Annotated in this window: 14 protein-coding genes; 12 read left to right on the forward strand and 2 right to left on the reverse strand. The window is 43.9% G+C overall.

The genetic code is table 11. The features are described 5' to 3' along the window. The first annotated feature begins 96 nt into the window (after positions 1 to 96). The 4 genes from R7E38_RS02920 to rplY all read left to right on the forward strand — a co-directional run bounded on the left by R7E38_RS02920 (position 97) and on the right by rplY (position 3,100). Positions 97 to 462 (forward strand): PepSY domain-containing protein, encoded by a 366-nt coding sequence (locus R7E38_RS02920; protein ID WP_372036143.1) that lies wholly within the window; start codon positions 97 to 99, stop codon positions 460 to 462. A 76-nt stretch (positions 463 to 538) separates the two neighbouring features. Continuing rightward, on the forward strand, positions 539 to 1,198 hold the full coding sequence (locus tag R7E38_RS02925; protein ID WP_005378073.1) for a response regulator transcription factor: 660 nt from the start codon (positions 539 to 541) through the stop codon (positions 1,196 to 1,198). After that, a complete protein-coding gene (locus tag R7E38_RS02930) occupies positions 1,188 to 2,537 on the forward strand; it encodes an ATP-binding protein (protein WP_005378071.1) in 1,350 nt (449 codons plus the stop codon). The genes R7E38_RS02925 and R7E38_RS02930 overlap by 11 nt, the downstream gene beginning before the upstream one ends. A gap of 284 nt (positions 2,538 to 2,821) precedes the next feature. After that, positions 2,822 to 3,100 carry a 50S ribosomal protein L25 gene (gene rplY / locus R7E38_RS02935; RefSeq protein WP_005378066.1) on the forward strand — a complete coding sequence of 93 codons (279 nt, stop codon included), beginning with the start codon at positions 2,822 to 2,824 and terminating at the stop codon, positions 3,098 to 3,100. A gap of 146 nt (positions 3,101 to 3,246) precedes the next feature. Here rplY and R7E38_RS02940 read toward each other — a convergent pair whose 3' ends face one another. Beyond that, positions 3,247 to 3,762, reverse strand: coding sequence for a GNAT family N-acetyltransferase (locus R7E38_RS02940; protein WP_318081672.1), 516 nt, complete (start codon positions 3,760 to 3,762; stop codon positions 3,247 to 3,249). Between the two features lie 752 nt (positions 3,763 to 4,514). Between R7E38_RS02940 and ushA the strand changes: the two genes are divergently transcribed. Then, the gene (gene ushA / locus R7E38_RS02945) at positions 4,515 to 6,203 is read left to right on the forward strand and encodes a bifunctional UDP-sugar hydrolase/5'-nucleotidase UshA (RefSeq protein ID WP_226082890.1); all 1,689 of its coding nucleotides are present in this window, start codon (positions 4,515 to 4,517) and stop codon (positions 6,201 to 6,203) included. A gap of 415 nt (positions 6,204 to 6,618) precedes the next feature. Beyond that, a complete protein-coding gene (locus tag R7E38_RS02950; RefSeq protein WP_005386686.1) occupies positions 6,619 to 6,840 on the forward strand; it encodes a hypothetical protein in 222 nt (73 codons plus the stop codon). Positions 6,841 to 6,969: 129 nt separating this feature from the next. Here the strand turns inward: R7E38_RS02950 and R7E38_RS02955 are convergent, their stop codons facing one another. Beyond that, entirely contained in the window at positions 6,970 to 7,218 is a 249-nt protein-coding gene (locus R7E38_RS02955) for a DUF1289 domain-containing protein (protein ID WP_005378062.1), read from the reverse strand. 184 nt (positions 7,219 to 7,402) lie between these two features. Here R7E38_RS02955 and R7E38_RS02960 point away from each other — a divergent pair, with 184 nt between their 5' ends. The 6 genes from R7E38_RS02960 (at position 7,403) to R7E38_RS02985 (ending at position 12,984) form a co-directional block, all read left to right on the forward strand. Further along, positions 7,403 to 7,849, forward strand: a complete 447-nt coding sequence (locus R7E38_RS02960; protein ID WP_005378077.1) for an META domain-containing protein — start codon at positions 7,403 to 7,405, stop codon at positions 7,847 to 7,849. A gap of 435 nt (positions 7,850 to 8,284) precedes the next feature. Then, the gene (locus R7E38_RS02965; protein WP_042522009.1) at positions 8,285 to 9,445 is read left to right on the forward strand and encodes an ABC transporter substrate-binding protein; all 1,161 of its coding nucleotides are present in this window, start codon (positions 8,285 to 8,287) and stop codon (positions 9,443 to 9,445) included. Between the two features lie 9 nt (positions 9,446 to 9,454). Then, positions 9,455 to 11,164: an ABC transporter permease gene (locus R7E38_RS02970; protein WP_226082887.1), complete on the forward strand. Its 1,710-nt coding sequence runs from the start codon at positions 9,455 to 9,457 to the stop codon at positions 11,162 to 11,164. After that, complete coding sequence (locus R7E38_RS02975) at positions 11,130 to 11,777, forward strand: ATP-binding cassette domain-containing protein (RefSeq protein WP_042522013.1); 648 nt, start codon at positions 11,130 to 11,132, stop codon at positions 11,775 to 11,777. Before R7E38_RS02970 ends, R7E38_RS02975 begins: the two co-directional genes overlap by 35 nt. Next, positions 11,770 to 12,381, forward strand: a complete 612-nt coding sequence (locus R7E38_RS02980; protein ID WP_005378090.1) for a CDP-alcohol phosphatidyltransferase family protein — start codon at positions 11,770 to 11,772, stop codon at positions 12,379 to 12,381. Before R7E38_RS02975 ends, R7E38_RS02980 begins: the two co-directional genes overlap by 8 nt. Positions 12,382 to 12,504: 123 nt before the next feature. Then, the gene (locus R7E38_RS02985; protein ID WP_031778989.1) at positions 12,505 to 12,984 is read left to right on the forward strand and encodes a glycine zipper 2TM domain-containing protein; all 480 of its coding nucleotides are present in this window, start codon (positions 12,505 to 12,507) and stop codon (positions 12,982 to 12,984) included. The last annotated feature ends 164 nt before the right edge of the window (positions 12,985 to 13,148 follow it).

The raw sequence follows: 13,148 nt of genomic DNA on the forward strand, positions 1-13,148 counted from the left end.
ATATACTGCGGCTAACGCTCCAGAAAAGGTTTGACTATGTATAAAGCAACGACTTCTCTACATTCTGCGTTACTTTTCGGCCTTATTGCGACATTCATGTGTGCACCAAGTTTTGCCAAGCATGACAACGAGTACACATCACAAAATGGCCACGCCATCGTGCAAGATGTCGAAAAGCCAGGAACACGCATCGAATTCGATGAAGATCAAGATGAGGTCTACCGCGCGGTTCAACAAGGATATATACGACCATTTTCGGAACTTTACGCCGCAGTAGAAAACGACCTATACGGCCGCATCATCAAGGTCGAGCTTGAAGAAGATGATGATGCTTGGGTGTATGAATTGAAAATTCTGTACAACAATAGCGTCCTGAAAGTTGAGTACGACGCCGCCACGCTGGAAATGCTTGAGATCAAAGGTCGCAGCTTTAACAAAGCGTTAAAGCCGCAAAACAACTAAACTTGTCTAATGCGTAATCCAGACACGATGCGTAGCTTACTTCGATAAAAATCCAAACATAATAAGAATCATCAATATGAAAATACTTGTTGTTGAAGATGATCCTCGTTTAGGCGAGCAAATCATCGAAACATTAGAAAGTACCGGCTGGGTACCAGAATTGTCCCAAGATGGCATAGACGCTCTGTATCGCGCGACTTCGGAAGAATGGGACGCCATTGTTCTTGACCTCGGCTTGCCAAAACTGGATGGTCTTACCGTCCTAAAAGGCATCCGAGATGAAAACATTAATACTCCTGTCGTGATTCTAAGCGCTCGCGACACCCTAACGCAGCGAGTTGAAGGCTTAAACGCAGGTGCAGACGATTACCTAACTAAACCATTTGAAATGGTTGAGCTTATCGCTCGTATTCGTGCACAGCTACGAAGAGCCTCTGGTAATGCCTCTCCTGTGATGCAAATTGGCGACTTGAGCTTGGATACACGCACTTCTAAAGTCATGTGGCAAGGGCAAGCGGTAAGCTTGACGGCGCTAGAGTATAAAGTGGTCGCTTACTTTATGCATAACCCGGAAAAAGTGATTTCTCGAACCGAACTCGTCGAGCACATTTACAAACAAGACTTTGATCGTGACTCCAACACAATCGAAGTTTTTATCGGCCGAATTCGCAAAAAAATCGCACCAAAGATCATCAAAACTGTCCGAGGGTTGGGATACCAATTAAATGCCGAATAGAAACAGGCTACCGTTGAACGCAATAAAACGACTGAGTATCAAAAGTCGCCTCGTTTTAGCGGCGATCGTTTGGTTAACGGCAATGATCCTCGCCGCTGGTGTGACGATACCGACGCAGGTCTACAACTATATGGTTGATGACACTCGCTCACAGCTCAGCATTTTTATGGATGAAGTCGCCGCACAGTTAGAAGTCGATAACACCGGGCATCTTTCACTCGCAGCTCAGCTATCAGACCCTCGATTTAACCGACCTTACAGTGGTTTGTATTGGAGTGCCTCTACAGAGGCAAGCCTCGAACGTTCTCGTTCGTTGTGGGACAAAAAAATCGAATACAAAGGTTTGGATAAAGATGCGTATGGAGCAAGAGGCGAAAAACTAATTACGCTAGAAAAAGCGCTGTATCTTCCTGATTACGATGGTCCTATTCACATTATTATTGGTATTGACGAAGAGCCCATTAAAAATACCCTTCAAACGTTAATCGGCCAACTTTGGCTTATTTTGGGTTTATTATTCGCGGGCGTGCTTACCGTCATTTTACTGCAAATTGCTTGGTCATTGAGTCCGCTTACAAAGCTACAAAAAGAATTAGCCGAGCTGAAGTCTGGTAATAAAAAGAGTCTAGAAGAAACCTACCCAAAAGAGATTTCTCCTCTAATCTTCGACCTCAACGCTCTGCTGTTCCATTACCAAGAATTACTAGAGAGAGCTCGCAATCATGCAGGTAACCTATCTCATGCACTTAAAACGCCACTTTCTGTTCTAAAAAATGAAGTTCAGACGTTAGAACCTGAGGCACAATCCCGTCTCCGAGCTCCAATCAATCAAATACAAGACCATATCGATTACCATTTGGGTCGTGCCCGTATGGCCGGGTCGATGAACATATTATCAGTGAAGTCGAACCCAGCAGATCGTGTGGATGCTATCTCAATGGCGTTTGATAAAGTGTATGCGAGCCGAAGCATTACCTTAATTAATGAACTTGATTCAGAGCTGAATGTAGCAGTAGAGCAGACCGATCTCGATGAAATGCTAGGTAACTTGCTAGAAAATGGCTATAAGTGGGCCAACAGCATGATTCGTGTGCACTCCTCTCAGGATAAGGAAAATATACACATCATTATTGAAGATGATGGGCCAGGCATCCCTAAAGAGAAACTGAGTCAAGTAATCAAGAGAGGAGTTAGATTGGATGAAACAACCCCTGGCTCAGGTCTTGGTCTAAACATAGTCAGTGAAATGGCACACAGTTACCGAGGTCAATTAACATTGGATACAAGCGCTTTAGGTGGATTAAAAGCATCTTTAGTGTTACATCTCAGCCGAACATAAAGCATATAACACATAAACTTTGTTTTTCGGACCATGATCAGTAAACCGATGAAAATGAAGTCGATGTGAACAAAATCCAAGCAAAGCGTTAAAAGGGATAGCCTTCCACCCCGCTAAATCATACCTTTTTGTTGATTTGGATACGATTTGGGTTGCCCATTTATAAGTGGAATGATAGTATCCGCGCTCGCTTGAACAGTTCCTGTTTCAAGCTTTACCACGAACAACAAGGTCGCATTGTTGATTGTGAACATTTGATTTTTACTAATTTGAGAGTAAATACTATGAAATTCGAAGCAGTAGTACGTACTGAACTAGGTAAAGGTGCGAGCCGCCGCCTACGTCACGCTGGCAAATTCCCTGCAGTTGTATACGGCGGTGAAGAAGCAGCAGTAGCTATCGTTCTTAACCACGACGACATCGTAAACCAAATGGACAAGCCTGAATTCTATGAAGGCATCGTTCTAGTTATCGATGGCAAAGAAGTTAAAGTTAAGCCACAAGACGTTCAACGTCACGCGTTCAAGCCAAAAGTTGAACACATGGACTTCATCCGTATCTAATTCCCTACCAAGGAATTAATCGGATTAAATCCAAACCTTTTGCATAAAAGATAATCGGATTTACCAACCGAGACATCTACAAAATTTCAAACCCCGGAGTCTTACCACCTCCGGGGTTTTACTATATTTGGCATATAGCATTTGATTTATGAACGGGCAATATACTTCACTAAAGTGAGATCGGTCAGCGTCATATTCTCAATCACTTCCGACTCTTCCTCTCCAGTACGCGCAAAACCACACTTCTTGTAAAAGTTAAGCCCCTGTTGATTAGTATCCAGTGCTTTCAAACTGATCTGCATAACTGACGTAGAGAGCAAACGTGTCTCTAACTCATCTAACAGTGCACTTCCTGCTCCTTGCCCATAATGTAGCGGCGTAACGTAGCAACATGTCACTAATGCCGTTTTATCTTCGCTGGTGTGGTTAGGTAACTCGTAACTTAAAAAGCCAACAATTTCTCCTTGCCTCTCAACTACGGTCAATTGGGCCAGTTGCTCCGTCATCACTCGCGCCCACATCCTTTCTCGACGCTCAATCGTAAACTGCTCTATGTAGCTCTTTGGCATTAATCCTTTATACGCCACCTGCCAAGAATCAACGTGTATCTTGGCGATTTGGGCTGCTTCCTTTTTGAGTGCGTCCCTTACTGTGTATCTCATAAGCATCCTTTATTAGCGTTCACCACTTACAAATTCTTTTAACCCTACCCTTTAAACCAAAGCTCAAAGATAACAGTTACAGTCGCAACGCTTTACATTAATCCATTTCATTTTCATTAATTAAATGATAGTTCACATCATAATATTCGAAGAAGAACGATCCATTATTTACTTTTCATTTTGACTCATTAGGTTGAATCTATTTGTTTAAACATTCGAGTGTCAAATGCGGAATAAGCACGATAAGGTATCGGATGAGGATAAATAAACGATGCTTAAAGCATAAGGTTTCTAAACGATCGCAATTATAGTAAAGAGATAAATACAATTTTTGATAGAGTTTGGCAGAATAAAGCCATGATCAAATGAGTTTAAGCTCTGTGCTGTTCATTATGCATACAAACCGCCCCCCCTCATCATCAGAGCGAAAATTTATAACGATTTGTGTCATACCTATTAGGAAAAACATAAACTTGGCAAAATAATCACCAAAATCAGCGTAATACTTCGCAAAAATGCGCATTGATTCACACAAACAACACACATTCAATTAACTACCTCACAAAAAATAGAGCTAGCGATATAAAATAAATACTAAATACCAATTCTGTTTATTTATAGACGTAGTTTGCAGGCTTATTAATTCATTTCTCCGATAGAAGTATAAATAAGAGATAGATCACTAAAGTTTCACATTAATTCCGTATATTTCACGCCGTAACAATAACAAAATCACAAAGAAAGGATCCCTTATGACGTTTTCCAAATCTCTTTTGGTAGTGGCAGTGGGCGCTGCGCTAGCAGGATGCGGCTCAGACAGCGACAATTCTCCAGTAACCTGCGAGACTGCAGATTCTTGTACTAAGTTCACCGTTCTCCACACTAACGATAACCATGGTCGCTTTTGGCATAACAGCGACGGCGAATACGGCATGGCTGCGCGTCACACTTTAATCGAATCTATCCGCGCAGAAGTCGAAGCAAAAGGCGGTGAAACCATTCTGCTATCTGGCGGTGATATTAATACCGGTGTACCAGAATCAGACATGCAAGATGCGGTTCCAGACTTCGTAGGGATGAACCTACTTGGTTACGATGCAATGGCTGTCGGTAACCACGAATTTGATAACTCACTAGATATTCTCGATATGCAAGCCGAGCTAGCTGACTTCCCTATGCTGGCTGCGAATATCTATAAAAAAGATACAAACGAGCGTTACTTCGACCCTTACAAAGTATTTACTATCAACGGCCTTAAGATCGCTGTTATTGGTCTAACAACGCAAGACACTGCGAAGCTAGTCAATCCAGACAACGTATCAAACATCCACTTCGAAGACCCTCAAGTAGAAATCAAAAAGGTACTGAAGGAAATCGAAGAGAACGAAAAGGTAGACCTAGTATTTGCAACGACGCACATGGGTCACTACGAAGATGGCAAAAACGGTAGTGAAGCACCAGGTGACGTTAAACTCGCTCGCTCTCTTGAAGAAGGACAGCTAAACGCTATCATCGGTGGTCACTCACAAAACCCTGTATGTATGGAACCAGGTACCAATGAGTATGCAGATTTCAAACCTGGGGATGATTGTGCCCCAGACCAACAAAAAGGCACTTGGATTATGCAAGCGCATGAGTGGGGTAAATATGTGGGTCGTGCTGACTTCGAATACTACGACGGCAAGCTTCATTTAGCGAATTACGCACTGATTCCTGTAAACCTTCTAGACGAAAACGATGAAGTTATCGGTGAACGAATTCAACAAGATGCAACAGTAAAAGCGTTACTACTGCCATACCAACAACAAGGTCAAGAGTTATTAGATGAGAAGATTTCTAATACGACGGGTAAGTTAGAAGGTGATCGTAACGTAGTTCGCTCTCAACAAACTAACCTAGGTCACCTACTCGGCGAGGCATACCGTACTTACAAAACGGTAAATGCTGACTTTGGTGTGATGAACTCTGGCGGCGTGCGTGATTCAATCCAAGATGGTGATATCACTTACCGTGACGTACTAACGGTTCAGCCATTCGGTAACTTCGTGACTAAAGCAACTATGACAGGTAAAGAAGTTAAAGAATACCTAGACGTGGTTGCGACGAAATCTGCAGGGTCTGGTGCTTACGCTCAACTAGATAACATCACTTTAGATGTAAATTGTGATGCTGGCTCAGTAACCATTACCGATATTAACAATAAAGGCTTCGATCTAGACGCAACGTACACATTCTCTGTAATCAGCTTCAGTGCTGCTGGTGGCGATAACTATCCAATCATCGATGTTCAATCTACACAGCTAACCGATGCATACGTTTTGCGCGAGTTCTTCGTAAACAACCCACAAATCTCTGCGGATAACTACAACAAGAACTTAGAGAACATCAAGTACTTCAGTAATGGCCAACCAGTAAAAGGTTGTCCTGCAACTGGTAGCTAATACTCAACACCTTACCCCTGGCGCTAAGAGCTTTTACAAGCAATTTCGTCAGGGCTTTCCTTAAAACCGAAGCTTTGTGCTTCGGTTTTTTATTTTCGATAAATTACTGAAAACTCTCCACCTTCACAATATGTTCAAAAATTGTTCATTTGTGTTATTGACGCCCCTGTGTTGGGCTTCTATGTTTGATAAGGTCTTTTAAATATGCAGGTTCATCGGCTAAATTTCGCGAAACATTTTCAATCGCACAGTCAATGATTCTGAGAAAGATGTGAATGGCGTTACAAACACTGCTCTCAAACAATTTGTCTTTGGACTTCAAACGATGGTGATGTGCCTCCACGCGCACACTAATGAGCAGCGATCTGGACGTCAATGTGTTCAAACTGCTGCCATCGAGTTCTGGAGGTCAAAAATGAAACGAGCCAGCAATAGCTACAGACTCCAAATGATCAAAGAAGTAGTTACCCGTAGAGAGCGTGAAGCTTGTACGGATCCTATGGCGAGATATATTCATCAACTGATGGATGAACGCCCAACAAGTAAATTAGATGTTGAATTCAATCATCGATTTTCAGGAAATCACTTCGACGAACAAGCGGGAGGCTGGGTTAGCGACCGTTGGTCGATGAAATAACGCCAATTACCGCTCTATAGGGAAAATGGATAGGAGATTCCCGGTTCTTAAAGGACACCTTGCCGGACCGGGAATATGTAAAAGCCTAATCAGAACCGAAAGCGTAAACCCATTGATTGAACAACGGTTCTAGAATAAGTCTTGTTGAGGCGATGACTCATCTTGAAGCTGTTCTGGCTTCGTCTTCCCCGCCAACATCTTTCTTCTGTACCTTTGACGACACAACTTAATAACGTGCAACTGCTGAGCGGGGGTTAAGTTAAGCCAATTAAACCTTTCCTCTCTCTTTCTCATACACCCCTTGCAATACCCTTTTTCATCGGAGGTACATACTCCAACACAAGGGCTTGGGACAGTAAAAAACTCCAGTTGCTCCATACTAAAACCGCTCTTTCCATATTAGGGCGTATTGGCCTAGTTTAAATAATGAGAAGATTAGTCAGCAACAAAACCTGCTATATACTTCGTTATGTCAAAAACATACGAAACCATAACCTTATGCTGACAAAAACAGTGTTTTATTACTTATACTTACCGCGTTTATAAAAACGGAGTCTATAAAATGAAGCTTAGCCTAAAAACGTTAGTTACAGCAATCTCTCTCCCTGTTCTTATGACTGCTTGTGCTAGCAACGGTGATGATGTGAAAGAAATAACGGCTCAAGATTTGCAGCACCACAACTGGGAACTTGTTCAAGTTGATGGCAAAAATATCGTTCTAGACGAACACCAAAAAGCTGCTCGCCTAGAAATCGGTGAAAATCTAACCGCAAACGGCAACGCAGGTTGTAACAACTTCTTCGGTCAAGCCGAGCTGAAAAACAACCAACTACGCATCGAAAAAATGGGCATGACCATGAAGATGTGTATGGAAGATCAAATGAAGATCGAAAACGCAATGACACAAACACTATCTAACTGGAGCGATATCACGCTAACTAAAGATGGTCTTGTTCTGAAAAGTGCCGATCACGAATTGACGTTTACACTACGTGACTGGGTAAACTAATCCCAACTAAGTAAACCAGATAGTATCTTAAAGCAGCCAAACGGCTGCTTTTTTTATATCGATGAATCGTTAGTCATGCATGCTAAAGTCATTTAAATGGCCAACTTTCTTTCTCTTTTCGCCATCAATTCCATGCTTTAGACATCAATTTTGCTCTGTAAAACAACCTATTCATATCTCTGGGAACAATAATTTTCAATTACTTGAAAGAATATCCTCAAACAAACGGTCCGCTCCTAAAATGACACCAAATTTGTCCTTTCTTCGTTTTGCTTCACATTGAGAGTAATTCTTTGAATCAATGAGTGATTCCGTTTGGGATTGGCATTGATAATAGAGAGAGATGAATTACTATCCTTGTAACAGAGCGGAACGACTTGCGAAAACGTCAATAGAAACGAAAGCAAGCACCAAAAGACATAACACGGAATAGATATGAAAAAGCTACTCAGCAGCATTGGCATTTTAGCCACGACTTTTGCGACACCTTCTTTTGCCGATTCATCAGTGAATAGCGAATGGCAAAAAATCGAACAACAAGCCGACGGGCAATCCGTCTACTTTCATGCTTGGGGCGGAAGCCAAGAAATTAATCGCTACATACAGTGGGCGAGTAGAGAGCTAAAATCACGTTATAACGTGACGCTAAACCACGTTAAAGTAACTGATATTTCTGAGACCACTACTCGACTTATCGCAGAAAAAGCGGCAGGCAAAAACAGCGGTGGCAGTGTTGATATGGTTTGGATCAATGGCGAAAACTTCAAATCAATGAAGGATAACCAATTGCTATTTGGTCCTTTTGTCGAAGGTTTGCCAAGCTGGCAATATGTGGATAAATCTCTACCAATTGATGTGGACTTCTCCGAGCCAACAGAAGGTCTAGAAGCACCTTGGGGAGTAGGACAATTAGTGTTTATCCATGACGAGCAAACCCTCCATAACCCTCCAAAATCATTCGCAGAAATGCTGAGCTATGCAAAAGCGTTCCCGAACCGCCTGACTTACCCTCGACCACCAGAGTTTCATGGCACAAGCTTTATCAAAGCATTACTCATTGAACTGTCTAACAACGCCCCTGAGCTGCAACAACCAGTTACCGATGACACGTTTGAGCAAGTCACTCAACCGCTGTGGTCTTATCTAGATGAGTTCCATAAAGTCGCTTGGCGCGGTGGTAAGCAGTTTCCAGGCGGTACAGCAGAAACCCTTCAGCTACTAGATGATGGTCAGACTGACCTGGCGATTACCTTTAACCCGAACGCGGTTTTCTCTGCGCAGTCGAGCGGTAATCTTGCAGAGAGCACCAAAGCGTACGCAATGGACGCAGGAGCACTCTCAAATATCCACTTTTTAGCGATTCCTTGGAACGCAAATGCCAGTGCTGGTGCACAAGTTGCGATAAACTTTTTATTGAGCCCTGAAGCACAGTCTCGCAAAGGTAACCTAAACATCTGGGGCGACCCTTCGGTACTAAGCAACCAATACCTAACTGGTTCGGCCAAAAACACTCAACAATTCAAATCTATCGCTGAGCCACATCCAAGTTGGCAAGCGGCGTTAGAAAAAGAATGGTTGAAACGCTACGGGAATTAGTAAGAATCCATGTTAAGAGCGCTGTATTTAGTCATTATCGCAGTTTGTATTTTGCCTACCATTCCGGGACTATTTGGAGTGGTGGTCTCTGCGCTCGGTTATGTACCTCCTATCGGTCTACACCACTTTTCTTTTGATGGCTTCAATGCCGTCTTTGATTGGGAAGGTGTTTGGACATCCATCGGGCTTACTTTCTACTCCGCCATTTTCAGTAGCTACTTGGCTTGCTTCATCACGTTTGCCATTCTACAGGCGTCTTGGGGCAGCAAGTTTTGGCGAAAAATTGAAGTTAGCCTTTCCCCACTTCTCGCTATGCCGCACGTCGCGTTTGCAATTGGCTTTGCGTTCTTGTTTGCCCCAACTGGTATGGGCGTTCGTGTTCTCAACCAACTGTTTGGTTACGACCCGAATGCACAAACGGTGAATGACTTAGCATTGCTGATTAAAGACCCACATGCACTCGGTTTGGTCATCATGCTTGCGATTAAAGAAGTGCCGTTTTTATTGTTGATGAGTATTCCGATCCTTCAGCAATTGAAAGTCGATAAGGTTGAAAAAGTCAGTCACTCGATGGGCTACAGTTCCGCGCAAGCGTGGTGGAAATGCGTATTTCCGCAATGGTTAGCAAAACTTCGTTTCCCAATGCTGGCGGTATTGGCTTACAGTTTGTCCGTTGTCGATGTCGCCCTGATTATTGGCCCTACCAACCCACCCACGTTTGCGGTTTTGGTATGGCAATGGTTTAACGATCCAGATTTATCGCTCCTACCAAGAGCTGCCGCTGGCGCAGTAATACTGTTTGCGATCGCTAGCCTTTTGATTGGATTTGCACGCTTAATGGAATGGTGTATTACCAAAGGCTTCAAACGCTGGCAGTACTCTGGTCGAAACGGTTTTCGTTTACCCGGTAAAACCCTATTTTCACTGGTCGCGCTACTTGCACTTCTAATGATTCCACTCATGGTGGTGTGGAGCTTTGCTCAACGTTGGCGCTTTCCAGATTTGCTCCCAAGCCGTTACAGCCTGCGTTTTTGGGAATACGAATGGCACAGTATTCTTGGCACGCTGGAACAGAGCATGCTGATTGCCGTTATCAGCGCGACTGTCGCTCTAGCCCTTGCCTTGATCGCACATGAGTATCGCCTTCGTTATCGCTGGCAGGTGCCCGGTTACATCATCGCCATCCCAATGCTGATTCCTCAGCTATCCGTGCTATTCGGTATGCAAGTAGTGACGCTGTACTTAAACAGTAACGCGTATTTCTTTTGGGTATGCTGGGCGCATGTGTTCTTCGCATTCCCATTTATTTACCTCTCGCTAGACGGGCCGTGGCGCAGCTTCGATAACAGCTTAACTCGCGTCGCACTCAGCTTGGGTAAAACACCGATGCAAGCTTGGTTAAAAGTGAAACTGCCAATCCTCCTGCCTGCAATTGCATTCGCGTGGGCTGTCGGTATTAGTGTCAGCCTAGCGCAATACCTACCTACATTAGTTCTAGGGGCTGGGCGCATTAGCACCATCACAACCGAAGCCGTTGCACTATCCAGTGGTTTTGACCGACGTGTCACCGCTATTTACGCCATTTGGCAAGCTCTGCTGCCATTCTTGTTCTTCTCTTTTGCGATACTGCTTAGCCACTTGCACAGGAAGTATCGCCGCTTGTCTATAAAAGGTTTACTACTGAATGAGTCTTTGTCTCGAAAACCTCGCCATCCGTAAAACCAATGGTGACGCGCTTTTTTCAGCGTTCAACATGACCGTAGAGAAAGGTGAAATTGTTACTCTGATGGGACCAAGTGGTTGTGGTAAATCCACTTTGTTGGATGCCATTGCCGGGCACCTATCCGCCGAGTTCAACTACTCTGGATCCATTACGCTTGATAACGAAAAGTTGGATGCCCTCCCTGCCCATAAGCGTCAGGTCGGTATTCTATTCCAAGAAGATTTGCTCTTCCCTCATTTAACGGTGTGGGAGAACCTTGCCTTCGCGCTACCAAACTCAATCAAAGGTGAAGAGCGTAAAGCTCACGCTATGCAAGCGCTGAAGAACATTTCATTGACCAAACTAGCAGAGTCCTTTCCTGACCAAATTTCGGGAGGGCAACGCGCCCGTATTTCATTGACTCGTATGCTGCTAGCAAAGCCGAAAGTTGCGCTACTTGATGAGCCCTATAGCAAGTTGGATAAAGACCTGCGTGTACAATTTCGCAATTGGGTGGTCGAACAATTGCAGCAAGCGAACATTCCTACTTTGATGGTAACGCACGATGAAGATGATATTCCTGATGGCAGCCGCTGCCTAAACTGGCCGTGGGAGACAAATCATGCTTGATAGCCTGAGTATAAAGCTCATCCGCAAACCGCTGGCACTCAGTGCGACATATATCGATAAATGTGGCATCACCGCAAATCAGACGACAATATTTGGTTTTGTGCTTGGCTGTTTTGCCCTGCCTGCTTTGATCGCCGAACAGTACTTGTTGGCGTTGCTGTTTATTTTGCTGAACAGAATCTGTGATGGGTTAGACGGTGCACTGGCAAGGATTCAAGGCATTACCGATGCGGGTGGCTTTCTTGATATCAGCTTAGATTTTTTGTTCTATTCGTTGATTCCTTTTGGCTTTGTGCTTGCCAACCCAGAACACAATGCCGTTGCAGGCGCATTTTTGATTTTTTCCTTCATCGGCACTGGTAGTAGCTTTTTGGCTTTTGCCATCATGGCAGGAAAACAAGGCATCGATAATCCGGTATATAAAAACAAATCGCTTTACTACATGAGCGGCTTAACCGAAGGTACAGAAACCATTGGCTGCTTGGTTTTATTTTGTTTGCTACCGCAACACTTTGCCGTCATCGCGTATATCTTTGGCGCGGCATGCTGGTTTACTACTTTTACACGTATTTATTCAGGGTTTCATACGCTTAACGATCATTAATACTGCTTAGACAATCGCGTTTCCTTAAGGGACAGGCCGCTAAGCCACTGTTTTATAAAGCACCAAAACGCAGGTTAAATTGGGGTATATACTCTTTGAATGAAGAAACCATTCGGAGGCTATATGAAAAAACAGATCAATTTAGGCATGTTGCTCACCATTACTTGTGTGCTCGTGCTTGGCGGCTGTAGCTCACCTAACCCGTACGGAGATGCATACGGCTCATCCGACACTCGCAAAGTTCAGCAGGTTTACTACGGCACAGTAGAAAAAGTAGAACCCGTAACCATTGATGCCTCTACCCAATCCAATGCCATTGGCACCATCGCTGGTGCTGCCGTGGGCGGGATCTTAGGCTCAAAAGTTGGGGGCGGTTCTGGCTCGGATATCGCTGCCATTGGTGGTGGTCTATTGGGTGGCTATGCAGGCAGCAAAGCGGCTGAAGCAACCGCGAAAAGAAATGGCGTGAATCTGACCATTCGTTTAGAGGACGGAAAGATTATCTCTATTGTTCAAGAAGCAAATCCAAACATGATTTTCCAACCAGGCCAAGCGGTCCAAATCAATGTTTCTGGTAATGACGCTAGAGTCGTTCCTCGTTAATTCGGACGAACCAAACCTTTGGCCTGCTTTAATTCAAACACCTAACCCGCGCAAGCTTACATCACTGGCTTGTTAACTTGCGCGTTTCTTTTCGTATCAAACTTGATCGTCGTCAATGGAACATCAATCTCCCACACCTTTCGATGTTCAAATGACATCAAGTT

Source organism: Vibrio sp. Vb2131 (assembly GCF_033338535.1).
Classification (GTDB): domain Bacteria; phylum Pseudomonadota; class Gammaproteobacteria; order Enterobacterales; family Vibrionaceae; genus Vibrio; species Vibrio alginolyticus.